Source organism: uncultured Massilia sp. (genome assembly GCF_913773735.1).
Lineage (GTDB): Bacteria > Pseudomonadota > Gammaproteobacteria > Burkholderiales > Burkholderiaceae_D > Telluria.
Window position 1 is genome coordinate 37,705 of the sequence record NZ_CAJYEB010000016.1, and the last position, 25,481, is coordinate 63,185.

The 25,481-nt window shown below is 69.6% G+C and carries 20 protein-coding genes and 2 tRNA genes; 8 read left to right on the plus strand and 14 right to left on the minus strand.

Going from position 1 to position 25,481, the window contains the following annotated elements; translation table 11 throughout:
- Window positions 1-24 precede the first annotated feature (24 nt).
- From folP to QZ749_RS06730, 4 genes are all read left to right on the plus strand, one after another.
- Window positions 25-876: a dihydropteroate synthase gene (gene folP, locus QZ749_RS06715; protein WP_296944959.1), complete on the plus strand. Its 852-nt coding sequence runs from the start codon at window positions 25-27 to the stop codon at window positions 874-876.
- 12 nt (window positions 877-888) lie between these two features.
- The gene (gene glmM, locus QZ749_RS06720) at window positions 889-2,229 is read left to right on the plus strand and encodes a phosphoglucosamine mutase (protein WP_296944828.1); all 1,341 of its coding nucleotides are present in this window, start codon (window positions 889-891) and stop codon (window positions 2,227-2,229) included.
- 58 nt (window positions 2,230-2,287) lie between these two features.
- Window positions 2,288-2,364, plus strand: a tRNA-Pro gene (locus QZ749_RS06725).
- 84 nt (window positions 2,365-2,448) lie between these two features.
- Window positions 2,449-2,525, plus strand: a tRNA-Arg gene (locus QZ749_RS06730).
- A gap of 26 nt (window positions 2,526-2,551) precedes the next feature.
- On the opposite strand, the gene QZ749_RS06735 is transcribed toward QZ749_RS06730, so the two are convergent.
- The 3 genes from QZ749_RS06735 to QZ749_RS06745 form a co-directional block, all read right to left on the minus strand.
- Window positions 2,552-3,280: a hypothetical protein gene (locus QZ749_RS06735; RefSeq protein ID WP_296944830.1), complete on the minus strand. Its 729-nt coding sequence runs from the start codon at window positions 3,278-3,280 to the stop codon at window positions 2,552-2,554.
- 184 nt (window positions 3,281-3,464) lie between these two features.
- Window positions 3,465-5,048, minus strand: coding sequence for a sensor domain-containing diguanylate cyclase (locus tag QZ749_RS06740; protein ID WP_296944832.1), 1,584 nt, complete (start codon window positions 5,046-5,048; stop codon window positions 3,465-3,467).
- A 198-nt stretch (window positions 5,049-5,246) separates the two neighbouring features.
- A complete protein-coding gene (locus QZ749_RS06745) occupies window positions 5,247-6,551 on the minus strand; it encodes a family 1 glycosylhydrolase (RefSeq protein ID WP_296944834.1) in 1,305 nt (434 codons plus the stop codon).
- Between the two features lie 229 nt (window positions 6,552-6,780).
- On the opposite strand from QZ749_RS06745, the gene QZ749_RS06750 reads away from it, so the two are divergent.
- From QZ749_RS06750 to QZ749_RS06765, 4 genes are all read left to right on the plus strand, one after another.
- Window positions 6,781-8,760, plus strand: a complete 1,980-nt coding sequence (locus QZ749_RS06750) for a TonB C-terminal domain-containing protein (protein ID WP_296944837.1) — start codon at window positions 6,781-6,783, stop codon at window positions 8,758-8,760.
- A gap of 117 nt (window positions 8,761-8,877) precedes the next feature.
- Window positions 8,878-10,014: a polysaccharide biosynthesis/export family protein gene (locus QZ749_RS06755; RefSeq protein WP_296944839.1), complete on the plus strand. Its 1,137-nt coding sequence runs from the start codon at window positions 8,878-8,880 to the stop codon at window positions 10,012-10,014.
- Window positions 10,015-10,247: 233 nt separating this feature from the next.
- Window positions 10,248-12,533 carry a polysaccharide biosynthesis tyrosine autokinase gene (locus QZ749_RS06760; RefSeq protein ID WP_296944842.1) on the plus strand — a complete coding sequence of 762 codons (2,286 nt, stop codon included), beginning with the start codon at window positions 10,248-10,250 and terminating at the stop codon, window positions 12,531-12,533.
- An 84-nt stretch (window positions 12,534-12,617) separates the two neighbouring features.
- On the plus strand, window positions 12,618-13,778 hold the full coding sequence (locus QZ749_RS06765) for an acyltransferase (RefSeq protein ID WP_296944846.1): 1,161 nt from the start codon (window positions 12,618-12,620) through the stop codon (window positions 13,776-13,778).
- A 9-nt stretch (window positions 13,779-13,787) separates the two neighbouring features.
- On the opposite strand, the gene QZ749_RS06770 is transcribed toward QZ749_RS06765, so the two are convergent.
- The 11 genes from QZ749_RS06770 to QZ749_RS06820 form a co-directional block, all read right to left on the minus strand.
- A complete protein-coding gene (locus QZ749_RS06770; RefSeq protein ID WP_296944849.1) occupies window positions 13,788-15,104 on the minus strand; it encodes an acyltransferase in 1,317 nt (438 codons plus the stop codon).
- Window positions 15,105-15,186: 82 nt separating this feature from the next.
- A complete protein-coding gene (locus tag QZ749_RS06775; RefSeq protein ID WP_296944851.1) occupies window positions 15,187-15,789 on the minus strand; it encodes a phosphatase PAP2 family protein in 603 nt (200 codons plus the stop codon).
- Window positions 15,790-15,797: 8 nt separating this feature from the next.
- Window positions 15,798-16,388 (minus strand): sugar transferase, encoded by a 591-nt coding sequence (locus QZ749_RS06780; RefSeq protein WP_296944854.1) that lies wholly within the window; start codon window positions 16,386-16,388, stop codon window positions 15,798-15,800.
- Window positions 16,385-17,581 (minus strand): DegT/DnrJ/EryC1/StrS aminotransferase family protein, encoded by a 1,197-nt coding sequence (locus tag QZ749_RS06785; protein WP_296944857.1) that lies wholly within the window; start codon window positions 17,579-17,581, stop codon window positions 16,385-16,387. Before QZ749_RS06785 ends, QZ749_RS06780 begins: the two co-directional genes overlap by 4 nt.
- Complete coding sequence (locus QZ749_RS06790; protein ID WP_296944860.1) at window positions 17,574-18,821, minus strand: glycosyltransferase family 4 protein; 1,248 nt, start codon at window positions 18,819-18,821, stop codon at window positions 17,574-17,576. The genes QZ749_RS06785 and QZ749_RS06790 overlap by 8 nt, the downstream gene beginning before the upstream one ends.
- Entirely contained in the window at window positions 18,818-19,603 is a 786-nt protein-coding gene (locus QZ749_RS06795; RefSeq protein ID WP_296944862.1) for a hypothetical protein, read from the minus strand. The genes QZ749_RS06790 and QZ749_RS06795 overlap by 4 nt, the downstream gene beginning before the upstream one ends.
- Window positions 19,600-20,304 (minus strand): hypothetical protein, encoded by a 705-nt coding sequence (locus QZ749_RS06800; RefSeq protein WP_296944864.1) that lies wholly within the window; start codon window positions 20,302-20,304, stop codon window positions 19,600-19,602. Before QZ749_RS06800 ends, QZ749_RS06795 begins: the two co-directional genes overlap by 4 nt.
- A gap of 187 nt (window positions 20,305-20,491) precedes the next feature.
- Entirely contained in the window at window positions 20,492-21,829 is a 1,338-nt protein-coding gene (locus tag QZ749_RS06805; RefSeq protein WP_296944867.1) for a glycosyltransferase family 4 protein, read from the minus strand.
- A complete protein-coding gene (locus QZ749_RS06810) occupies window positions 21,735-23,063 on the minus strand; it encodes a hypothetical protein (RefSeq protein ID WP_296944870.1) in 1,329 nt (442 codons plus the stop codon). The genes QZ749_RS06805 and QZ749_RS06810 overlap by 95 nt, the downstream gene beginning before the upstream one ends.
- A 25-nt stretch (window positions 23,064-23,088) precedes the next feature.
- On the minus strand, window positions 23,089-24,333 hold the full coding sequence (locus QZ749_RS06815) for a lipopolysaccharide biosynthesis protein (protein WP_296944873.1): 1,245 nt from the start codon (window positions 24,331-24,333) through the stop codon (window positions 23,089-23,091).
- Window positions 24,330-25,475 (minus strand): DegT/DnrJ/EryC1/StrS aminotransferase family protein, encoded by a 1,146-nt coding sequence (locus tag QZ749_RS06820; RefSeq protein WP_296944875.1) that lies wholly within the window; start codon window positions 25,473-25,475, stop codon window positions 24,330-24,332. Before QZ749_RS06820 ends, QZ749_RS06815 begins: the two co-directional genes overlap by 4 nt.
- Between the last annotated feature and the right edge of the window lie 6 nt (window positions 25,476-25,481).

The window sequence follows — 25,481 nt, forward strand, 5'->3', positions numbered from 1 at the left end:
TTTCCCTCTTCTTGCTTGTTCACTATGCGCCAGTATCTTCAATGCGGCCGCTTCGGCTACGATCTCGCCCGCCGGCCGCTCGTCATGGGCATCCTCAACGTCACCCCGGATTCCTTCTCGGACGGCGGCCGCTACCAGACGCTCGAGTTCGCCGTGGAGCGAGCCGAGCGGATGATCCGCGACGGCGTCGACATCATCGACATCGGGGGCGAATCGACGCGTCCCGGTTCGCCGGCGGTGCCGGTGCACGAGGAACTGGCGCGCGTGATGCCGGCGATCTACGCGCTGCGCGAACTGGGCGTGCCGCTGTCGATCGACACGTGCAAGCCGGAGGTGATGCGCGAGGCCGTCATCGCGGGCGCCGACATGATCAACGACATCAACGGTTTCCGCGCGCCCGGCGCGATCGAGGCGGTGGCCGATGCCGACTGCGGCCTGTGCGTGATGCACATGCAGGGCACGCCGCAGGACATGCAGGCCAGCCCGCAGTACGACGATGTGGTGGACGAGGTGATCGCCTTCCTGCGCGAGCGCGTCGCGGCGCTCGCGGCGGCGGGCATCGCACGCGAGCGCATCACGATTGACCCGGGATTTGGATTCGGCAAGACAGTCGAGCATAATGTCGCTTTGTTTCGCAACATGGAGCGCATGCGACGGGAACTCGGCCTGCCCGTACTGGCCGGCGTGTCGCGCAAGTCCATGATCGGCGCCCTGACCGGGCGCAGCGTCGAAGGACGCCTGGCTGGCAGCGTGGGCGGTGCCCTCGCTGCGCTGGCGCAGGGAGCGCGGATCGTGCGGGTCCATGATGTCGCGGAGACGGTGGATGCGCTGAAGGTCTGGGAGGCGCTGGCGCCTGGTGTCGCGACGAATACTTGAAAGGCAGAACGAATGGCACGTAAATATTTCGGCACGGACGGCGTCCGCGGCCTGGTGGGCGAAGCCCCGATCACTCCCGATTTCGTCATGCGCCTGGGCTATGCGGCCGGCAAGGTGCTGGCCAGGGGCAGCACCGGCACGGGTGGACGCCCGGTGGTCCTGATCGGCAAGGACACCCGCATTTCCGGCTACATGCTGGAAGCCGCATTGGAGGCGGGCTTCTCGGCCGCCGGCGTGGACGTGATGCTGGCCGGCCCGATGCCGACCCCGGCGATCGCCTACCTGACGCGCGCGCTGCGCCTGCAGGCGGGCGTCGTCATCTCGGCGTCGCATAACCCGTTCCAGGACAACGGCATCAAGTTCTTCTCCGAGCACGGCACCAAGCTGCCGGACGCCGTCGAGAGCGAGATCGAGGAAGCCGTGGACCAGCCGATGGGTTGCGTGCCTTCCGACAAGCTGGGCCGCGCGACCCGCCTGCGCGACGCCCAGGGCCGCTACATCGAATTCTGCAAGAGCACCTTCCCGAACGAACTGGACCTGCGCGGCCTGAAGATCGTCGTCGACTGCGCCCACGGCGCCGCCTACAACATCGCGCCGCCCGTGTTCCACGAACTGGGCGCCGAAGTCATCGAACTGGGCACCAAGCCGGACGGCTTCAACATCAACGCCGGCGTCGGCGCCACCGCGCCGCAGGCGATGGCGCGCGCCGTGGTCGAGCACAAGGCCGACCTCGGCATCGCGCTGGACGGCGACGCCGACCGCCTGATCATGTGCGACGCGAATGGCCGCCTGTACAATGGCGACGAACTGCTGTACGTGATGGTGCGCGCGCGCCTGGCGACCGGCCCGGTCGACGGCGCGGTCGGCACCCTGATGACGAACATGGCGCTGGAGGTGGCGCTCAAGGACCTGGGCGTGGGCTTCGCGCGCGCCAAGGTCGGCGACCGCTACGTGCTGGAAATGATGCAGGAGCGCGGCTGGCTGCTGGGCGGCGAAGGTTCCGGCCACCTGCTGGCGCTGGACAAGCACACGACCGGCGACGGCATCGTCTCGGCCCTGCAGGTGCTGACGGCGCTCAAGCGCAGCGACCGCAGCCTGGCCGACTGCTGCAGCGAACTGAAGTTGTTCCCGCAGACCCTGATCAACGTGCGCGTGCAGCCGGGCTTCGACTGGACGAAGAACGCCGCCGTGGTCGGCGAGAAGGAAGCCGTCGAGCGCGAACTGGGCGATGACGGCCGCGTACTGATCCGCCCGTCCGGCACAGAGCCGCTGGTGCGCGTGATGGTCGAGGCGCGCCACGCCGAGCTGGCCGAGTCGATGGCCAGGCGCATCGCCGCCCGCTTCGAGGCCTGAACGGGGCACGCCGGGCTTCATTGACGCTATGTGCCGGGCGGGGTATGATCCCCGCAATCGGAGTGTAGCGCAGCCCGGTAGCGCACCTGCTTTGGGAGCAGGGGGTCCAAGGTTCGAATCCTTGTACTCCGACCATCGTTTCGAGGACGGGCTGTCGATGACGGCCCGTTTTCATGTCGAGAAGCCGTCCTGGCGCCTGCCGGGACCGGATCCTTCGCACTGCCCATAGCTCAGTTGGATAGAGCATCAGCCTTCTAAGCTGAGGGTCGCTGGTTCGAACCCAGCTGGGCAGGCCATTCGTCATGGCCATTCAATCCAGAAGTTATTTGCTGATGCCGACCCAGACCGATATCCATGGTTTGTTGACGGCGGCATCCGTTCCCCGCTCGGCCCGGTTGACGAAATCTTTGCCGAAAAGAAATCCTGCATTAAAGTCCATTGACTTGATACTACTCACGGTCACGCCGATCGCCGTGGAAAATGCCGCTTTGGTTTCGGTCTTGCCACTGGCGGCGTCAGAAACTGGAACCAGGCCCAGCCCGGCCGAGAAGATGGGAGTTGCTTCTGCACCCAGATATTGCAGGCCACGCCAGCGGATGCCAAGGTAGGGGGCAATCGTCGAGGACGCCGATAGCTTCTTATCATTACCCAGATGAAACTTGAATGGAACGATCAATGCGCCGTAGGCGATGCCCGATGTTTTGTAGTTAATCAGGCTATAGGTTGTATTCGGCAAACTATACTGTGAGCCCTCCCATGCCTTCGGTGCGCCTGCGGGACATGTGTCGTTACCAAAGGGATCATTAACACTGATGAAGGTAATGTATGTTTCGGTGTCTGTGACCTTGTCGACTGTATAGATCGAGAATTTGCCAGCACAACGCAGCACACTGCTGTCGACGCCGAGCGATAACGGCTTTAAACCATACACATTATTTCGAAGCTGGAACTGGTCGCCCTTTGTATTGCGGATGCTTGCCGGGTAGTCGGCGGCTGCTGCGCAATCTAGGCCAAGAATGGCCAATAGAAGGCATACGGATCGCTGGTACATGGTGTTCTCCTGTGGGTGCCGAAATCCGTCCGGCCCGGTAGAGAAATTTTATGTACTAGCATTGTTTTTAGTGCAATTCCTCAGGAGTATTGATCTACGTCATGCTGCAGCGTTGTCCGGCAGGCACAGCCTTGTCGTATGCGGCGAGGTTCCACAAACCTGCGAAACATTCGCGACGCGCTGCTTACCCTGCCGCCACGCAATTGCGCCCCCGCTGCTTGGCCGCATACAAGGCCGTATCCGCACGCCGCACCAGCGCCTCCATGTCATTCCCGCCGACGCCCGGCACCAGCGCGCAGGCGCCGAGGCTGACGGAGACGATGCCCGACGGCGCTGCCGCGTGGGGCAGGGCGCTCTCCTCGACGCAGGCGCGGATCGCCTCCGCCACCGCCAGCGCGCCATCCTGGTCGGTGGACGGCAGCAGGATCACGAATTCCTCGCCCCCATAGCGCGCCGCCACGTCGCCCGGGCGGCGCAGGCCGCGCTGGATCGCCTGGCCGATCATGGCCAGGCAGGCGTCGCCGGCGGGGTGGCCATAATGGTCGTTGTACTTCTTGAAGTGGTCGACGTCGAGCATCAACAGGGCCAGCGGCGCCTGCTGGCGCTGGGCGCGCAGGATCTCGCGGCCGAGCGCCTGCTCGTAGTAGCGACGGTTGAACAGGCCGGTCAGGCCGTCGACGTAGGCCAGCGCCGCCAGCGAGGCGTTGCTGCTCTCGAGCGCGCTCTTGGTCTCGAGCAGTTCCGCCTCCAGGCGGTCGCGCAGGCCGATCTGGCGCACCAGGCGGGTGCCCAGCGTGGCCAGGCCCCCGGTCAGCAGCAGCAGCGCGATGCTGACCTGGGCGGTGGTCGCGCGCCAGCTCGCCAGCAGCGCCTCCTTCGCGCGCGACACCATCAGCACCATCGGGTACTCGGCCATGCGCGCGAAGCCGTACAGCCGCGCCTGCTCGCCCTGGCCCACCGCGAACGTGCCCCTGGGCGCGCCTGCCGGCAGGGCGGCAAAGGCGGCCGTCGCCGCCACGTTGCGGCCGATGCCGCTTTCCCGGAACGGGCTGGCCAGCAACTGGGTGCCGTCTTCCAGCGCCAGGACGATCTCGCCGTCCTGGCCGGTGTCGAGCTGGCGGTAGACCCGGTGGAAGAAGTCGATCTTGATCGTCGCCAGCGCGACCCCGGCGAAGCTGCCGTCGGCCCGTTCGATGCGGCGCGAGACGGGGATCACCCAGGCGCCGCTGGTGCGCCCGACGATCGGCGCGCCGACGTGGGGCGCGCGGCCCGGATGGTCGCGGTGGTACTGGAAATAGGCGCGGTCGGCGTTGTTGCGGCCTTCGTAGGTGCGGTTGCCGGAGTTGACGATCCAGCGCCCGGCCGCGTCGTAGATGAACAGGCCCTGCAGCGCCGGCGTGTCCGCCAGGTGCTTGGCCATCACGGAGCGCAGGCGCATCGCGGGCAGTTCGCTCATGCCGTCGGTCTCGATGCGGTCGACCATGCCGACCAGGATCGTATCGGCCATCTTGACCGCGGTATGGGCCTGGTCGGCCAGCGCCTGGGCGGTATTCGCCGTCGAGACCGTGGCGTTCGCCAGCAGCATGCGGCGCGCGCTCAGGCTGCTCCAGACGAGCATGGCGACCAGCGCCAGGTTGGCCAGCACGACGAGGGCGATGGTGACGGGGATGAGCGGCCGCTGCCGCCGGCGCAGGGTGGATACCTGGTCGGCAGTGGGGGCGGCGCACATCTCGTCGTGCACCACGGCTGCTGCTCCCTTTCGAATCAACCGGTGTCTCCGCGTATGGACGTGCCGGCGGAAGGCGCCGGCGGACGTGAATGTGAACACCAGCGAGTCTACAAGAAAAGCATTGTCTTTAGGAAACTATATGGGCGTTCCCGCAGCTTCCGGACCGCGAAACTGCGGTAAGTACAACAGTCTTCTCGCTGTGAGCGCTAACAGGGACATGGCGGCTCCCGCAGCCGCTCATTCGCGTTCCTCGGTGCGCGGGGCGAGCGTGGCATCGTCGTCGAAGGGCCAGCCGGTCGGCGGGTCGACGCGGCGCTGGAACTCGTGCGGCATCACGATGGGCACCTGCAGGCAGACGCTCTGCGTGGGCAGGACTTCCATCCAGTCGCGCACGAGTTCCTTGTAGGCGATGCCGACGGGGCGGATCTTGCGGTCCAGGTCGAACAGGCCGAGCGCGTTGACGTTGCCGTTGTCCTCGCGCAGCGCCGTGTCCCAGTCGACCTGGTCGGTCAGCGAATACCAGGTGAAACCGACCAGCGGCACGCCGTTGTTGCGCACCCGCAGTACATTGGCCCATTCCTTGCGCAGCCAGTACACGGCCTCGTCGCCGCGCGGTCCTTCGGCGAGATTGGTTTCCGTGTGCATCACGGGCAGGCGGTAGCGGTTGTAGTACTGGTGGGTGATGACGGCATAGCCGAAGATCTCGCCGGCGGCACGCGTCAGGCCGTCGGCCGACACGTAGTGCTCGTTGGTCTGGTAATAATCGTTACCCATGATGCAATGGTGTTTCAGATTATTGTGCAGGAAGAAGTGGTACTCGTCGCGCGTCATGCCGTTGTCCAGCATGTATTCGTACATGTCGGAATCGACGCGGCGGCCGAAGTTCAGGTCGAGCGACAGGAAGCGCCGTGCGTTGTACATCTCCGCGGGGCCGATGGCGGCCGGGCTCTCGGCGTGGAAGTACTCGGTCGATTCGCTCTGCACGAACAGCGCGTCCGGGCGTACCTGCAGGATCGCGTGCATGGCCAGGATATTGGCCTTGACGATGTGCTTGGTCGCCGTGATGAAGCTGCGGTCGGTCGTCATCTGCTCGTTCCACCAGCCGTACAGGGCCGAGAACAGCGCGCAGATCGACATCTCGTTGATGGGCGTGTACAGCTGCAGCCACGGGAAGCGCCGCGCGAACGTGCCGGCATAGGCGGCGAACAGTTCGGGGAAGTCGGGGTTCTGGAAATTGCCGATCCAGTCCGGCACGCCGAAGTGGCACAGGTCGACGATCGCCGCGATGTTGCGCTGGCGCAGGTCGTTGAAGACGAGGTCGGCGAACTCCCAGTCGTAGCGGTCCGGCCCCAGCCAGGTGCGGTGCAGCGGCGCGCCGTAGCGCAGCACCTTCAGCCCCAGTTCCTGCACCAGGTCGAAATCGGTGCGCCAGTGGCGGTAATGGCCGCACTTCTCCATTTCGTCCATGCGCACCCGTCCGTTCTGGATGGTGGGGATGCTGTTTTCGATCCCCGTCGCGAAGATGAATCCTGGAGACAACATTCGGCCCCCCTGCCGCTGATCGCCTGCGGTCATTGTAGCGAGGGATGCGCGACAGCGTCCCGAACCGTGCGTGCGCAAGCGTGCGCGCGGGCTTTACTGCCGCAGGTAAGCTATGCTATCACTCAGGCAATATTTGCCGATAGATATTATTCTCAGGTCATTACCCGACGTTTTCCTCACACCCTTGTCCAGCATGTCCACCGTCACCGCGGCCAGGGCCGCCTCATCCATGGATCCATCCCAGCGCCGCCTGATGGGGGGATTGCTGGTGTCCGCACTGCTGCATGCCTTGCTGCTGTCGCTACAGTTCGGCATTCCGGGACTGCGCGCGGGCGCGGGCGCGCCGCTGTCGGTGCGGCTGGGGCCGCCCGTGCCGGCGCCGCCGCTGTCGCAGCCGCAGCCGCAGCCGCAGCCGCAGCCGATACAGCCGGCGCCCGTCGCCCTGGCCGCGCCGTCCGACCCGGCGCCAGGCCCGGTGACGGCGCCGGCCGCTCCTGCATCCGGGCTGCCGGTTCCTCTGCCCGCGCCCGTGCCGACCCCCGCATCGGCTCCCGCATCGGCCTCCATGCCGGCGCCCCCGATGCCCGCGGCGCACCGGGGCTTCACGCTGCGCGATCCGGTCCTGCCGGAGCCGCTGCCCATGCCGCAGGCGCCGGCACCGGCGGCGCCCGTGCCACGACCGGCGCGGCGGCGCCCGCGGCCGCGCCGCGCTCCGCCCGTCGACGCGCTGCACACCCGGGTGATCGCCCAGGACGCGCACATCGACAACGATTTCAAGGTGCCGCTGCCGGACGTGGCCGTCGACGAGCGACCCGCGCCGCCGCTGGAGGAGCCGTCCGAGCCGGCCGTGGCGGATGCGGAGATCGCGGAGATCGCGGCCGGGCGCGAGCGCCTGGCGCAGCAGCGCGAACAGGAACGCGCGGCGCGCCGGGAGGCGGAAGAGGCCGGGTTGCGCGCCCGCGCCGAAGCGGACGCCCGCAGCGCACTGGAACAGCAGGAGCGCAGCCTGGCGCTGGACGATGCCCGCCTCGCCGACGAACTGGCCCAGCGCCAGCGCCGCGCCGAGGAAGCGCATGCGGCCCGCCTGCGCGAGGACGAGGAGCGCCGCCTGGCGGCGCAGGCCCGCGAGCAGGAGGAAGCGCGTGAGCGGCAGGCGGCGCAACAGCGCGCCTTGGACGAGCAGGCGCGCCAGCTGGCCGAGCGCCGGCGCCTGGACCAGCTGGAGCAGGCGCGCGCGCAGCAGGCGGCGCAGCAGGCGGAGCAGCAGGAGCGGGCGGCGCAGCAAGAGGCCGAGGAGCGCGCGCGCCAGCAACTGGCCGAACGGCAGCGCCTGGAGCGGCTGGAGCGCGAGCGCGCGCAGCAGGTGGCGCAGCAGGAGCTGGCGGCGCAGCGCGCGGCCGAGCAGGAACGGCTGCGCCAGCGTGAGCAGGAACGCGCGCGGGAGGTCGCCGAACGGCAGGTCGCCGAACAGCGGGCTGCCGAACAGCGGCTGGCCGAGCAGCAGCGCGCCGAGGAAGCGCGGCGCCGGCAGGCGGCCGAACGCCAGGCGCGCCAGCAGGAGGCGGACGCGCGCCTGGCGCGCGAGCAGGCGGAGGGCGCGCGCCTGGCAGGCGAGGACGCCGCGCGGCGCCGGAGCGAACGGGACGGCGCCGGTCCGGGCGGCCCGGGCGCGCCCGCGGTGGCCGCGGTGGGCAACGGCACCGGCGGCGGCGCTGCCGGCGGCGCGCCGCTGCCGCGCGGCGCGCTGGCCGGCGACCTGGCGACGCGGGCACGCGAACTGGTACGCGGCATCGACATCGCCAGGCCGCTGCCGCAGATCATGCGCCCGGCCGAGGATGCGGCCCGCGCGGCGCGGCGCGCCCTGGCCGCGGCGGCGCGCCACGACGTGCCGCTGCGCATGTACATCGACAGCGTGCGCCAGAAGATCGAGCGCAACGCCATCCTCAGCACGGCGCAACTGGCCGCGGGCGACGTGCGCACCGATCCCGTGGTCAGCGTGGCGATCCGCAGCGACGGCAGCATCGAGGACGTGACCATCGTGCGCTCCAGCGGTCGCGCCGACGTCGACGAGGTCGTGCGCCGCCTGGTGCGCCTGAACGAGCGCTACGCGGCGTTTCCGTCCAACGTCGCCGCCAACTACGACGTGATCGAGCTGCGCCGCGTGTGGCGCTTCGCCGGCGCGCTGCGCCTGCTCGAGGAGATGCGCTGAGCCTGCGGGAGTACGGCTGACCTGAGCGGCCGTTTGATGTGCGCCAAAACCTGGATGGGTAAGCGGCTTACGCTGATTCAGTTCGCCAGAGGTTGGCAGCACATTTCTACAGGCAAAATGGAAGCTTCCTTCACGCAATTTGCAGCCTGGCCGCGCAGCGTCGTCGTGGCCGCGCTTTTCCTGCTCGCCGCCTTGACCGGCTGCGCGTCGGGCATCCAGTTCCAGTCGCGCGACGCGGCCGGCGCGGCCGAGCCGGCGCCGCCGACGGAACTCATCACCGAGCAGCTGATCGCGGCGGAAAGGCAGCAGCAGCGCGACCAGTCCGGCCAGGCGCTCGACCGCCTGCTGGTGCCGGACCCGCCGCCGTACGCGATCGGCGGCGGCGACATCCTGTCCATCGTCGTCTGGGACCATCCCGAGCTCACGGGCGGCCTGGTCACGTCCGCCGCGCCCGACCCGGTCGTCGCCGCCGTCAACGGTGCCGCCGCCGCGCCGCAGGGCTACGTGGTCGACCACGAGGGGCGCATCCAGTTTCCGCTGATCGGCCCGCTGGCCGTCGCGGGCCTGACGGAAGAGGGCGCGCGCACGCTGCTCACGACGCGCCTGGCCAGGTTCATCGCGCACCCGAGCGTCACGCTGCGCGTGCAGGCCTACCGCAGCAAGCGCGTGTACATCGACGGTGAGGTCAAGTCGCCCGGCCTGCAGGCCATCAACGACATCCCGATGACGCTGGTCGAGGCGCTGAACCGCGCCGGCGGCCTGCTGCCCACGGCCGACCAGAGCCGGCTGGTGCTGGAACGCGGCAAGGAGCGCTGGTTCATCAACCTGCGCGACCTCGTGCAGCGCAACATCAACCCCGGCCTCGTGATGCTGGCGCCGGGCGACGTCGTGCGCGTGCATTCGCGCGACGAGAGCAAGGTCTTCGTCTCGGGCGAGGTCGTCACGCCCAAGGCGCTGACGATGCACGACGGCCGCCTCACGCTCAACGAGGCGCTCGGCGAGAGCGGCGGCATCAGCCCGCTGAGCGGCGATGCGCGCCAGGTCTACGTGGTACGCAAGGGCGCCGACCGCACACGCGTGTTCCGGCTCGATGCGCGCCTGGCCGGTTCGCTGGCCATGGCGGAGGCCTTCGAGCTGCGCCCGAAGGACATCGTCTACGTGGCGGCGACGCCGCTGGCCAACTGGAACCGCAACCTGAGCCTGCTGTTCCCGGGCGCGCTGACGTCGGCCGTCTCGGCGACGAACCGACCCTGAGCGGTGGCCGCGCGCGCCGCGCGGCCATCCGGGGCCGCATCGCGCGCCTGGCCGTGATTCGCCGTCATTGCCATGATTCGCCGTCATTGCCGTCATTCGCCGTCATGCGTCGCCTGTACCGTCCCGCACCGTCATCGGCCCTCATGGGCGTCATTGATCCGAACCTGCCTTCACCCGCCGTCATTACCGTCACCACCAACCGTCCGCCATCGCACGAACCACGGAGCCCAATCATGAGCAAAGCCGGCGACCCGCATTCCCTGACCCCGGTCGTTTCCCGTCCGCCGATCATCGGCGTACCGTTCGATCCGCGCGCCGTCGACGCGCCGCACGAGGATCCGGCGTTCGACCTCAAGGGCTACCTGCGCACCCTGTACGAGAACCGCTGGCTGATCGGCGGCATCACCGCCTTCATCACGCTGGTGGCGGTGCTGTACGCGCTGGTGGCAAAACCGGTGTTCGAGGCCAACCTGATGATCCACGTCGAGGAGGAAAGCCCGAACGCCTCGAAGAACATCCTGAGCGAGGCGTCGTCGCTGTTCGAGACCAAGAAGGCTGCGATCGCCGAGATGGAACTGCTGCGCTCGCGCATGGTGGTCTCGCGCGCGGTCGACAACCTGCAGCTCTACATCGACGTGCGGCCCAGGTATTTCCCGGTGGCCGGCTTCTGGTTCGCCAACCAGAACGGCAACGCCCTGTCGCAGCCGGGCCTGTTCGGCTACGGCGGCTACGTCTGGGGCGGCGAGAAGGCCGAGGTGCCGCTGTTCGACGTGCCGGACGCCTGGCTGGGCCGCGAGTTCACGCTGACGGCGCTGGGCAACCAGCGCTTCCGCTTTTCCGGCGGGGCCCAGCGCATCGTGTTCGACGGCGACGTCGGCCTGCGCTACCGGGTGCCGACGCCGGACGGCGTCGTCGAGCTGAAGGTCGAGCGCATGCACGCCAATCCCGGCGCGCGCTTCCTGCTGCGCCGCATGTCGCGCCTGGCCATGATCCAGGCGATCCAGAACGCGCTCGTGATCACCGAGCAGGGCAAGCAGTCCGGCATCATCGAGGTCAAGCTGCAGGGGGCGGACGCGCGCCGCACGCACAGCGTGCTGAGCGAGATCGGGCGCGAATACATGCGCCAGAACCTGGCGCGCAAGACCGAGGAAGCGGAGAAATCGCTGGCCTTCCTGAACCAGCAGCTGCCGGTGCTCAAGCGCCAGCTCGAGCAGGCCGAGGACCGCTACAACCAGTTCCGCAACGCCCACGGCACCGTCGACCTGCAGGAAGAGGCGCGCATGAGCCTGGCCCAGGCGGCGGCCGCGCGCACGCGCCGCATCGACCTGATCCAGAAGAAGACGGAGCTGCTGGCGCGCTTCACCGAAGACCACCCGATCGTGGCGGCGCTCAACCGCCAGCGCAAGGAAGTGGAGGCCGAGATCGAGGAAGTGAACGCGCGCATCCGCTCGCTGCCGGTGCTGGAGCAGGACGAGGCGCGCCTGACGCGCGACATCAAGGTCAACACCGACCTGTACACGGCGCTGTCGAACACCGCGCAGCAGCTGCGCCTGATCTCGGTCGGGCGGGTCAGCAACGTGCGCATGGTCGACGCCCCGATTCCGCCGGAAAAGCCGATCCGGCCCAACCGTCCGCTGATCGTGGCGCTGGCCGTGGTGACCGGGCTGTTCCTCGGCACGCTGATCGCGTTTGCGCGCAAGGCCATGACCGGGGGCATCGACGACCCGCAGAAGATCGAGCGCCTGCTGCGCGCGCGCGTCGTCTACGCGACGATCCCGCACAGCAGCAACCAGGACAAGCTGGTGCGCAAGTCGCGCGGCGACGGCGTCCTGCCGCTGCTGGCCCAGATCATCCCCGAGGATGCCGCCGTCGAAAGCCTGCGCAGCTTCCGCGCCGCGCTGCAGTTCTCGATGCCGCACTTCCGCAACAACATCGTGATGTTCGCCGGGCCGACGCACGGCATCGGCAAGTCCTTCGTGTCCGCCAACTTCGCCGCCGTGATGGCCGCGAGCGGCAAGCGCGTGCTGCTGATCGACACCGACCTGCGCAACGGCCAGCTGCACCGCTACTTCGGTGTCGGCCGCGAGCGCGGCCTGTCCGGCGCGATCCTCGGCCAGGCCGCGGTCGAGGACGTGATCCACCATGACGTGGTCGAGAACCTCGACTTCATCCCGACCGGCGAACTGCCGCCGAACCGCGCCGAATTCCTGCTGCACCTGAACTTCGGCGGGCTGCTGCAGCAGGTGGCCGCCAGCTACGACCTCGTGCTGCTCGATCCGCCGCCGCTGCTGGAGGTGGCGGACGCGCTGGTGGCCGGTACGCATGCGGGCGCCGTGTTCATCGTCGCGCGCTCCGGACAGACCAACGAGGCCGAGATCAACGAGTCGATCAAGCGCCTCAACCACGCCGGCATCTCGCCGCAGGGCGTGCTGTTCAACGACATGGCGCCGCGCCTGGGCGGCTACGGCGCCTATCAACGGCTGGGCGCGGCGGGACAGATCGGGTTCGCCGCCGGCTGAGCATGAGGGTCATGCTTTGTTTCATGGAAAGTTTTTCATTTATCGTAAAATAAAGGGTTCGGTATCGACAGACGATGGAAAATCATGGCCGCTGCACAAGCAAAACTGGAGTGGGTTCAATGTTTGCGGGGAATTGCGGCAGTGATGGTCGTCCTGACCCACGCCCGCGTCGCCCTGCTCGACACGCCAGCGGGACCGCTCGTCAACGACCTGTTCTTTCCGGGCGCCAGCGGCGTCGACCTGTTCTTCATCATCAGCGGCTTCATCATGGTCTACACGACCCGCCAGGCCGACGGGTCGTTCGGTACCGCGCTGGAATTCCTGGTCAAGCGCTTCGCGCGGGTATGGCCCGTGTATGCCGTCGTCACGCTGGCCTGGCTGGTCGTCGCGTACGACGGATTCGGCTATTTCCGCTTTCCGGAGAATCTCCGCACGCTGGGGCTCAGCCTGCTGTTCCAGCCGGCCGACCTGAAGGCGCCGCCGTTCTTCGGCATGGCCCTGCCGGTCGGCTGGACCCTGAATTTCGAGATGTATTTCTATCTCGTCTTTGCGGCCAGCCTGCTGTTCGGACGCCTGCGCTGGATCGTGCTCGCCGCCTGGATCCTGGCGACCGTGATCGGCATCCCCTACCTGAAGCGCGGCCTCACCTTCGACGTTACGACCAATTTCCAGTTCACCTTCGCCTACCTGAACCTGATGACGAGCCCGATCATCCTCGAGTTCCTGGCGGGGGCGGCGATCGGCTGGTGCTACCTGCAACCCTGGTTCCGGCTGCGCTCGGCCGCGGTGTGCCGGCACCTGGTGTTCGTGGCCGTGGGCATGTTCGTCTGGTACCTGTACAGCGGCTTCGGCCGCTTCCACGGCCCGCGCGACTGGGGCATGGTCGCCATCGCCATGGTGTGCGCGCTGGCGCTGGCAAGCAAGACCATCGCGCTCGTGCCGCCGGCCATCCTGGTCTGGCTGGGATCGATCTCGTATTCCCTATACCTGACCCACACGGTCGTCTTCGCCTGGCTCGGGCGCAAGGTCGAAATGGCCGGCGGCAATGCGCACACCTGGGCGCACGTGCTGTTGTGCCTCGTCATGGCCGTGCCCGTGGCCGCCATGGCGCACCACTATCTGGAAGACAAGCTGTCGCACGTCGTGCGCCGGGCCATGCTGGCGCTGGTCCGGCGCGCCGCGCCGCGCGCCGCGGGCATGCCCGGCCCGGTGCAGGCGGACGTGGCGCCCGCGCGCGAGACCTGACCGTGCGCCTCACTCGGGCGCGACCTCCCGCTTCGGCGCGCCCGTGGCGGTCGTCCTGCCCTCCGCCCTTGGCCTGTCCGTTGCCCGCCCGGTCGTCCGCTCGTTCGCCCGCTCGGTTGCCCTTTCAGTTGCCTTTTCCGTTATTCCCTGCATGGCGGCATTGCCGGCCCCGACGCGCAGGGCGGCCTTGATCGCGCGCCGGACGCTGCCGGTGCGCGATTCGAACAGCCACCAGCACAGCCAGGACGCGCCGGCGATCGCCAGCAGCATGCCGCCATAGATCGCATAGTCGGGCGCCGCATGCGGCGACAGGGTGTCGCGGCCGAGATGGCGCGCGCCGGCGTACCGCATCAGCGCGATCAGCGGGATGTGCATCACATAGAGCGTAAACGAGCATTCCGACAGGACGTGCGCCATGCGCGCCAGCCAGTGCATGGGGCGGGTGCGCAGTGCGAGCGGCACCTGCAGCGACGCCAGCAGGGCCAGTAGCGGCACGCTGTAGCAGAGATGCTGGAAGAAGGAAGCGGGCTTGAGGTCGTCGTTGGTTCCCTTCAGGCGGAAATACACGGCGACGGCCACGGCGGCGCCGAGCAGCGCGGCGCGCAGCACGTTGCCGCAGTCGATGCGGATGCGCGAGAAGGCGGCGCCGAGCAGCCACAGCAGGAAGTACAGCGTGATCGGGAACGGCAACGTCGCGGCGACCAGCACGAGCGCCGTGGCGCTGCCAATCCGGACCAGGCGTCCGCGTCCGGCGAACACGAGCAGCAGCAACGGAAACTGGATGTAATACCAGGTTTCGTTGGACAGGCTCCACAGCGCATAGTTGCCGGCATAGGGTTCGACCAGCACGGTCTGCAGGCCGAACAGGTTGCCGGCGAAGCTGGCGATCGAATACGGGTTCGCGGCCGACAGGTCGGCGCGGGACGGGTCCACGGCGCCGGTCACGCCGCCGATGGCCAGCATCAGCAACAGCGCGGGCAGCAGCACCGTCCACAGGCGCGTCACCCGGTCGATCGCATAGCCGCGCAGGGCGCCCGGCTGGCCCAACTTGTCGAGCAGGCTGCCGCCGACCAGCCAGCCGCTGATCAGGAAGAACACGACGACGGCCTGGTGCGAGAAGGCGGTGGCGAACGCCAGCAACTGGTAGGCGAGCGGCGGGTCGGCCAGTTCGCGCAGGCCGGGAAAGATTTCGGCGCGCAGGTGCGCCGCCGCCACCTGCAGCGCGGCCAGGCCCCGCATCAGCGAAATCAGCATGGAGTGGACGGTGTCCTTGGCCGGCTGGCTGTGGCGTTGACAGCGGATCGAGGGAAGCTGGATGCCGAGCATGATGTGTCTCCTGGCGAGCGGGTTGATATGGGTTGATCTGTGTCGATGTGGGTTGCTGGGGGATGTCGGTCGACCGGGGCGCCTACCCGCAGTGGTCCCACGGATGCGGCGCGGCGTTGCCGGACAGTGCCAGTGCGACCCGCACCATCCAGTGGCTCAGCGGCGCCGCCGCGACGGCCCAGGCGGCGATGCCGGCGGCGAGCAGGGCCGCGCCGCCGCCGCGCCACGGGTCGGGCGCCGGCGCGGCCGCGACCAGGCGCACTGCCCAGGCGCAGGTGGCGGCGCCGATCAGCCAGCCGGCGAGCGCTTCCGCCGGCGTGTGTTCGCCGGCGCGCACGAGTGCCACGGCGACGGCGACGCCCATGCCCAGCGCGGCCAGCGCGCAGGCGCCGCGCGCCCGCCGCCCCAGCGGGGCGGCCAGCAGCCAGCACAGCGTGGGCACGGCAGCGGTGAAGCCGGTCGCGTGGCCGCTCAGCGCCTTGAAGTGCAGCGCCGGCAGGCCGGTGGCCCAGCCCATGAAGGCGATCTTGGTGGCCGCCACCAGCGCCAGCGCCAGCCCGAACGCCAGCAGCCAGCCACCGGCCGCGCGCCACGCCCGCGCCGCCAGCAACCAGGCGGTCAGTGCGCAGGCCGCGGGGATCGTCAGCGCGAGGTCGCCGAGGTGGTACAGCTTGACCCAGTCCATCGTCGCTCCTACCTGGCGATGGCCGCCAGCGTGCGCAGGATGATCCGCAGGTCGAGCCAGAACGAACGCTCGCGCACGTAGCGCTGATAGCAGGCCAGCTTGACCGGCAGGATCGTCTCCACGTAGGCCCGTTCGGGGTCGGCGGCCCGCCCGAGGATCGCGTTCTCGTCCTTGTACAGGATGGCGGCCCAGTCGGTGATGCCGGGCGCCACCGACAGTACCGTGCGGCGCGCCTCGGGCGGCCAGCACTCGACGTAGCGCGGCACTTCGGGCCGCGGGCCGACCAGGCTCATCGTTCCCTGCACCACGTCGACCAGCTGCGGCAGCTCGTCCAGCTTGTACCGGCGCAGGAGGCGGCCGGCGCGGGTGATGCGCGCATCCGGCCCGACCGTCAACTGGGACCCGCCATCCGCCTGCTGGCGCATGGTGCGGAACTTGTGGATGCGGAACGGCACGCCGTGGCGGCCCACGCGGACCTGGCGGAACAGCGCCGGGCCGGGCGAGTCGAGCCGGATCCACAGCGCCAGCGCCAGCAGCAGCGGCGCCAGCAGCAGCAGCCCGACGCCCGCGGCGACGAGGTCGAACAGGCGCTTGCTCATGCCAGCAGCGCGCGCAGCGCGTGGATGACGCGGTCCTGGTCGGCGTCCGACATGCGCGTGTACAGCGGCAGCGTGAGCATCGACGCATAGCTGGCCTCGGCGGCCGGGAAATCGGCCGGCGCAAGGCCGCAGGTGTCGCGCCAGTAGGGCTGGCGGTGCAGCGGGATGAAGTGCACGCTGGTGCCGATGCCGCGCTGCGCCAGTGCGTCGATCAGCGCGTCGCGCGCGAGCGGCGCCGTGGCGTCCAGGCGCACGACGTACAGGTGCCAGGCGTGGCTGTCGCCATCGCCGGGCAGCGGCGGCAGGCGCAGCGGCAGGCCGGCGAGGCCCGTGTGGTAGCGCCCGGCGAGCTGCTCGCGGCGCCGCGCGAAGCGCTCGATCTTGCGCAATTGCTGGATGCCGATGGCCGCGGCGATGTCGGTCAGGTTGTACTTGAAGCCGGCGGCCACGACCTCGTAGTACCAGGCCGGCGTGCGCGAGACGTAGCGGTCGAAGGCGTCGCGGCTGATGCCGTGCAGGCGCATCGTGCGCATGCGCGCGGCCAGCGCCGCATCGCGGGTGACGACCATGCCGCCTTCGCCGGTGGTCATGGTCTTGTTGGCATAGAAGCTGAATACGGTGACGTCGCTGTCCAGCGTGCCGACCAGCCGTCCGCGCCGGCGCGTCGGGAAGGCATGCGCCGCGTCCTCGACGATGCGCAGGCCGTGGCGCCGCGCCAGCGTCGCCAGCGCGGCCATGTCGCAGGCCAGGCCGGCATAGTGCACCGGCAGGATGGCGCGCGTGCGCGGCGTCAGCGCGGCTTCGACGGCGGCCGGCGCGATCTGCAGCGTGGCGGGATCGACGTCGACGAATACCGGCCGCGCGCCCAGGTAGCGCACCACCTCGGCGGTGGCGGTGAAGGTCAGTGTCGGCACCACCACCTCGTCGCCGGGGCCGATCCCCAGGGCTTCGAGCGCCAGGTGCAGGCCGGCCGTCGCCGAGTTGACGGCCAGCGCCTGCGGCGGCGCGCAGTGCCCGGCGGCGCCGAGCCAGGCGGCGAAGTCGTGTTCGAACTGGCGCGCGACGGGACCGGTCGTGACCCAGCCCGAGCGCAGGCAGGCGACCACGGCGTCGATCTCGGCCTCGTCGATGTCGGGCAGGGCGAACGGCAGGAAAGGTTCGGCCGCGGGGGCGGCGCTCTGGTGTTCAGCCATGGCGGGGTTCTCCGGAAAGTGCGTTCAGGAAGCGCCGTCCGAGGACGGGATAGGTATGGTTGGCGAGGGCATGGGCGCGGCCGCGCCGGCCCAGGGCGGCCCGTTGCGCGGGGGACAGCGCCATCAGGGCGAGGACCGCGTCGGCGACCGCGCGCGGGTCGTCCGGCGGCACGCTCAGGCCGCAGCCGGCCTCGGCGACGGGGTCGTTGCCCGCGTCCACCACGTGGAGCACGGGCCGTCCGGCCATCATGTAGTCGATCAATTTATTGGGCGAGATGCCGAAGCGGTACAGCGGCTGGCGCCGCCACCCGAGGTAGGCGGCGTCGAAGCGCCCCAGCAATGCCGGCACGCAGGCCTTGGGCACCGGGTCGAGGAAGTGGACGTTGGCCAGCCCCAGCGCGGCGGCGCGGCGCCGCAGGGCCGGCTTGTCGGGCCCGTCGCCCACCAGCACGATCGCGACGGGCCGGCCTTGCAGCCGCGCGGCGGCGTCCAGCAAGGTGCCGAGCGCGTTGGCGACGCCATGGGTGCCCGCATAGCCGAGCACGAAGTTGCCGTTGCGGCCGAGCGCCTCGAATGCGCCGGCCAGCGCCGGTGGCAGCGGCGCGCGCGGGCCCTCCCATTCGCCCGGATCGACGCCGTTCGGCACCAGGTGCAGCTTGTGCGGCGCCATGCCGTGCGCCTCGAGGTGCGCGCCTGCCCGGGGCAGGATCGAGACGACGGCGTCGGCGCGCGTGCAGGCGAAGTCTTCTGCCGCCTGCAGCAGCATGATGAACGGATGCCAGCGCGAGTGCCCGCCCAGTTCCATCGGCGACAGCGGCCACAGGTCGTGCAGTTCGAACAGCAACCGTGCCCCGGCCAGGCGCGCGATGCGGTGCGCGGGCCAGATGTCCAGCGGGTAGGTGCTGGAGGCGATCACGGCGTCCGGGCGCAGCGCGGCGGCCAGGCGCGCCGCCTCGCGGCGCAGGCGCAGCACGAAGGCCAGCATGTTGCGCACCCGCGCCGCGCCATTGCCGCGGTAGGGCGGCGTCGCCAGCCAGGCATAGTCGATGCCGTCGATGGTCTCCAGCAGCCGGGGCCGGCCATCCAGGGACGGCGCCTGGCTGCGCAGGTGCGATTCGGACGAGGCGACGATCGTGACCCGGTGGCCCTGGCGCACCCATTCGCGCGCCAGGTAGTAGGGCCGGTACTCCATGCCGTGGCGCACCGAGCCGGCATAGTGGTTGATCAAGAGGATGTTCATGTGTGCCACGCCAGTTCCTCGGCCAGGCGCACCACGTTGCAGCGGGTGCTCTCGAGCCAGTTGGTTTCCCATTGCACGGGATGGGTCAGGAAGCAGATGCGCGCATGCCGCCCCAGCGCCTCGAACGGCGACAGGGGCGTGTAGTAGACGGGGTAGGGGCGGTCGCTGATGTACAGGTCGAAGTGGCGCAGCAGCTCGTTGTCGTAGGATTCGCATTCGATGCCGCAGCGGCGGCGCAGCTCGGGGTCGCGCAGCAGCTCGTGGTTGATCACCTGCAGGCGCCGGTTGGCGAAGTCGCCGTGGCTGGCGACGGTCGTCATGGGCAGCCCGAGCTGTTCGCGGATGCGCGTGAAGTTGCGCACGAACAGCTCGCGGATTTCGGGGAAGCGCGCGCGCACGTCGTCGCCGCGGCGCAGGCGGTGGCGCTTGGCGAAGGTCGCCACCTCCTCGTAGTGGTAGCTGGCCTCGCTGCCGGCCGCTTCGATGTCGCGCATGAAGCCGTAGTCCAGCGTGCTCAGGCGGAAGTAATAGCTGGCGCCGACCCCGTGCTTGCGCTCGAGCGCGAACATCTTGCGCGCCGTGCGCACGTCGCTGTCGATGTCGTGCCGGTGCACCAGCACCTTGCCCGCCTGTCCGTCCGTATCGCGCACCGCCCGGTAGAAGTCGCGTACCGACAGCTGGCGGTAGCCGGCCTGGCGGGCCGCCGCCAGCAGGGCTTCGTACTCGCGCAGCCGCGACGGCATCAGGTAGTCCGAGTACAGGCGGTTGAGCAGTGTCTTCATTGCAGGCTGTACTTCACGTGGTAGGGTTCGAACCCGAGGATGCGCTTGAAGTGCTGCAGCCCGGGCTGGGCGCCGAAGAAGGTGTCGTACATCAGGTAGCGCACCTCGCCGCGCTCCAGCAGGCGCACGACGATGTCCACGACCAGCAAGTGCATGATGCCGTCGTTGTTGCGCAGGCCGATCAGCTGGGAGAAGGCGCTGAAGTCGCCATAGCGCGCGATGTTGGCGTAGGCGACCAGCCGACCCCCGCCGTCCAGCACGCCGTAGTACTCGTAGTGCGGCTGCGTCTCGAAGCGCGTGGCCTTGCGGCGGTAGTGGTCGTCCATCGGCCGGCCCTGGCGCGTGTCGAGCGCGGTATTGATCGCGTGGATCGCGTCCACGTGCTCGTTGCGCTCGATCGGCCGGCACACGTAGCCGCGCGCGCGCGCGCGCCGGGCGTGCCAGGCGCCGCGGTTCTTGCCGGCGATGGCCGCGAGGTAGGCCGCCGGTCCGTCGAAGCGCCCGAGGTCGAGGAGGGCGGCGCCCACGGTCTTGTTGCCGATGATGCGGTAGCGCGGATGCGGCCTGGTGAACTGGCGGTAGACGGCCGGGATGTCGTCCGGCGCCAGCCGCGCGTCGAAGCGCAGGCTGGCGCGCGGCAAGCGCACCACCTGGCGCAGTGTGTCGGCGTGACGGGCAATGTCGTTCAGGAAGCTGCGCATGATGACCTCGTGGCGATGGAACGTGTGGCGGTACGTTGGCCGCGGCAGGCGCCGGCGGCGTGCTTGGCGGCGCTGTCGGCGTTCTTGGCGGCGTTGTCGGCGTTCTTGCCGGCCGTGCCGCCGGCGGCATTGCCGGATCGGCGGCCGGATCGTGGGCCGGGACGGTGCCGTGCATGCCGGCCCGGCCTCATGCCGCGCGCTCCGGCGGCCCGGTGCCCGCGCCGCTGCCGGCGCCGCCTCCCGTGCGGCAGCCCGCGCAGCTTCCGGTGGTGCCTCCGGTGGTGCTTCCTGGGCCGCTGCCGGTGCCGCTTCCCGCACCGCCGACCGTGCCGTTGCCCGTGGTCGGGGCCGCGCCCCTGCCGTTGCCGCCGCCGTTGTCCCTGCCGTTGCCCGCGCCGCGCGCGGCCGGGGCGGCGCCCGGGGCCAGCAGCGCGTCGTAGAACGCGGCCAGCTTGTCCGCTTCGCCGCGCCAGTTGTAGCGGGCCTGCACGGCGCGGCGGCCGTTCTCTCCCATGCGCCGGGCGACGTCCGGGTGGCGGCACAGGTGGTCGATCGCGGCGGCGATCGCGGCCGGGTCGCCGGGGTCGACGCAGACGCCGCAGTCGTTGCCCTCGACGATGTCGCGCCACAGCGGGAAGCGCGAGGCGATCACGGGCAGGCCGGCCGCCATGTACTCGAACATCTTGACCGGCAGCGCATCGAGGTAGTTGGCCACCGGGTGCAGCGTGACCAGGCCGGCCAGCGCGCGCCGCATGGCCTGGCGCACGCCGGCGCGGTCGAGGTGGCCCCGTGCGACGACCCGCGCCCAGCCCGGCTCGCGCAGCATTTCCCGTTCCAGCGCCGGTTCGGCGAAGCGGCCGGCCAGGACCAGGCGTGCCGGGCCCTGCAGCAGCGCGCAGGCGCGCACCAGTTCGCGGATGCCGCGGATCGCCGAGATGCTGCCGACGTAGCACACCTCGTCCGCCTTGCCGTTCCAGTCCGGCGCGCCGTCGAATTCCTGCAGCAGCGGATAGTTGTTGACGTCGACGGTGTTCGGATGGATGCGCGCCAGGCGCGCGCCGATGAAGGGCGTGGCCGCGACCAGGCCGTCGAAGCGGCGGCAGGCATGCCGTTCGTAGACGGCCCATGCGCGCGACAGCAGGCGCCGCGACAGGCTGCCCAGGTAGGGCTTGGCGAGCAGCTGGGCCGGCACGTCCTCGTGCGAATCGAACACGACGCGGCGGCCCAGGCGCTTCAGGCGCAGGCCGGCCGGGATCAGCTCGGGGTCGTGCAGGTGGTAGACGTCGGCGTCGAGCCGCCGCGCGGCGCGCAGCACGGCGCGCGTCGTGCGCAGCACGCGGTTCAGCCGGCCCGGCAGGAAACCGGCGTCGACGATCCGCACGCCGTCCGCGCGCTCGTCGCCCAGCCCGTCGGCGACGACCAGCGTCACCTCATGCCCGCGCTCCGTCAGGCTGTGGCACTGCTTGACGAAGATCCTCGTGTCGTAGCGCGGATGGGCCGAAGTCAGGTGCACGATATTTGCCATATTTCCTCTCGAACCGGTATTGCGCATAAGCGCCCAGCGTGGCGCCGACGAGCATGTCAGTGAAATAGTGGGACGAAACCAGCAGCAGGATCGTGACGCAGGCCAGTGCGAAGCCGAGGATGAACTCGGGCCGGCGCCGTCCGGCCAGGTATTCCTTGACGAACATCGGGATCGCGGGCAGCGCCGTCAGCGCCAGCAGATAGACGAAGCCGAACAGGCCCAGGTCGACCCAGGCCGACAGCACGTTGTGCGAGTAGTAGCCGGGCGCATAGCTGGCATAGGCGCCCATCAGCGGATGGGCGGCGATGGTCTGGCGCGCGTGCACGGTCAGGTGGTGGCGCTTGTTGGCCGAGGTCGAGTGCGACAGGTCGAGCAGCTCGAGGATGCGGTTGTCCGGCAGCGCCGCGACGAGCTCGTCCAAATGGGCGTGCAGCAGGGCGGCGCCGATGACGGCGCAGCCGATGAAGACCATCTTGTGGCGCGTGAAGTACAGCTCGATGACCGGGATCGCGAACAGCAGGCCGGCGAACTCGCTGCGCGCCGTGTTGACGAACAGCGTCGCCGCGCCTGCGCCGTACAGCACGAGGCGCAGCAGCAGCGAGCGCGTATGGGCGACGACGGGCAGGAACGTCATCAGGTAGGAACGCGAGAAACCCTGGTAGGTGGCCAGCGCATCGGTGTCCTTGGCCATGCCCAGCTTGCCCAGGTAGAACACGCCGTTCACGGAAAAGCTGAACACGATCGCGCTCATGCCCGCCAGGCTGGCCAGCGCCATGATGCGGAACTGCCGCCCGGTGAAGTCGATCAGCGAGAACAGCACGAAGGTGTTCACCATGAACAGGATGCCCAGCACGTGGTTGGCGACGATGGTGCGGTTGGCGCCGGCCGCGGCATTGACGACGATGACGACGAGGAAGTACGCGTTGAACAAGCCGTAGTGCAGGTCGATCGCGGACAGCCGGCGCGGGTCGCGACGCATGCGCGCGTGGTAGGCCAGCGCCAGCGGCAGCATGTACAGCAGCGCAATGGGCGAGAAATAGCCGCCCAGGAAGGCGCCGGTCGTGCCCGTGCCAAGCAGCGTGTGGTAATAGAAGAACCCCGGGAACAGCATGAAGAATGCCGAGTTCAGTAGCAACTGCTCGCGCGCCGCGCCTCCGGCGCCGCCTGTGCCGCCTGTGCCGCCCGCGCCGTCGATGCGCGCACCGTGGCTGCCGTTGTCGTGGATGGTCTTCATGCCCGGTCGCCGCTCCGTTCGTCCTTCACGCCGCCGCCAGGCGGTTCTGGGAAATCTGGTAGGACATGTGCAGGTAGACCAGGTACAGCAGCGAATAGCCGATCGTGTACCAGAGCACGTTGTCGCGCAGCGATCCGGGCGCCAGGAAGGCGCACAGCGTCATCAGGAACAGCGTGACCTGCCAGACCAGGTCGACCTTCTGCTTGCCCGCCACGAAGAACACGTAGCTGAGCGGGCTGGCGATGAAGTTCAGGAAGCACAGCGGCGCCAGGATCTGCGCCAGTTCCCCGGCCGGACGCCATGACGCGCCGAACACCCAGGCGAACAGGTCGGGCGAGAACAGCAGCAGCACCAGCGCCGGGCCCAGTCCCAGCATCAGCAGCGCCTTGAACGTGTAGCGGTAGGCGCGCGTGCAATGGCCGAGGGTCTGGAACTCGTGCACCGATTCGCGCTTGAACACTTCGAGCACCGAGGCGGCCAGCAGCGATACCGGCGCGGCCAGCACGCGCTGCGTCAGGGCATACAGGCCGGCGGCCAGCACGCCGTGGCGCAGGCCGATCAGGAACAGCGGCATCTGGCTGACGAAGGCATTGAGCAGGTTCGAAGGCAGCGAATAGCGCCAGAACTTCTGGTGCCGCAGCAGATAGGCGCGCGCCGCGCCGTCCAGGCGCAGTCCGATGCGCGGGCGCGGCGGATGCAGCAGCACGGTGGCGGCGAGCAGGCCGGCCGCCAGGCCGACCAGCTGGCCGGCCAGCAGGCCGGCTTCGCCCACCCCCAGCCACAGCAGCAGCAGCTGGGTGGCGGCGATCGTGGCGGCGCCGATGATCTTGGCGCGCGCGGCCTTGCCGAATTGCTTGTGCGACGTCGCGTAGGCGAGCGTGGTCTGGGTATAGGCCGTGAGCCAGGTGGCGGCGCCGACGACCGCGAGCGCGCCCCAGGACTGGTCGTGCAATGCGGGCAGGCCGAACGCGTGGGCGGCCAGCGCGCACAGCGAGACCAGCACGGCGGTGACGGTCGCGGTGTGGAACACGACGCTGAAGCAGGTGCGTTGCTGCTCGGCCTCGTGGTCGAGGATCATCGCCGTTTCCAGCCGCAGCGTGGCGGCGATGGCGGAGACGGCGACGACGCCGAGCCAGACCGCGAACGCGCCCAGCTCGCTGGGCGTGCACATGCGCGTGATCAGCGGCGCCGCCAGCAGTGGCATGGCCTGGGCGCCGAGCGCGCCGCCCAGCACCGTGCCGACGTGCTTCCAGTAGCCGGAATGACTCATGCCGCGGTCGCCCGGGCCGGCGCATGGCCGGATCGCTGCGCGGACGCGCCGGCCTCGCCGACGGCGCCGACCAGGGCCGCGCACACCGTGCCGATGTCCTCGTCCGTCAGGTAGGGGCTCAGCGGCAGGCTGAGGACCTGCCCGGCCAGCGCGCGCGCCACCGGGCAGCTGTCGCCGGCGCCGAGGTGGACGTACGCCGGCTGCATGTGGATCGGCACCGGATAGTGCACGGCCGTGGGGATGCCGGCCGCCTGCAGCGCCCGCTGGACCGCATCGCGTTCGTCGACCAGCACGGTGTACTGGGCGAACACGCCGTCGCGGTCGCCGGGCCGTGCAAGCAGGCGCACCCGGCCGGCGAGCAGCGCGTCGTAGGTGGCGGCGGCGCGCCGGCGCTGGGCCAGTTCCCAGTCGAACAGGTCGAGCTTGGCCAGCACGACGGCGCACTGCAGCGTGTCCATGCGGCCGCCGACGCCGATGCGGGTGTGCACGTAGCGCCGGCTCTGGCCATGCACGCGGATCTCGCGCGCGGCGCGCGCGAGGTCGTCGTCGCTGGTGAACAGGGCGCCGCCGTCGCCGTAGCAGCCGAGCGGCTTGCTGGGGAAGAAGCTGGTGCAGCCGATCGTGGAGAGGTTGCCGCTGCGCCGGCCGCGATAGCCGGCGCCGAAGCTCTGCGCGCCGTCCTCGACGATGGCCAGGCCGTGGCGCGCCGCGATCGCGCCGATCTCGTCCATGTCTGCCGGCAAGCCGTACAGCGACACCGGCAGGATGGCGCGCGTGCGCGGCGTGATGCGCGCCTCGACCAGGGCGGGATCGAGGTTGCAGGTGGCCGGATCGACGTCGACGAAGACCGGCGTGGCGCCCAGCAGCGCGATGGCCTCGGTCGGGGCGATGAAGGTGAAGGGCGTGGTGATCACCTCGTCGCCGGGCCCGATGCCCAGCGCCATCAGCGCGATCAGCAGCGCCTCGGTGCCCGACGCCACGGTGACGCAGTGGCGCGCGCCGGTGTACGCGGCCAGGCGCGCCTCGAGCTCGGCCACTTCCGGGCCCATGATGTATTGGCCGTGCTCGAGCACGGCGTGGATGCGGGCGTCGATGGTGGCGCGCGCCGCCTGGTACTGGGACTTGAGGTCGATGAATTCCATGACGAT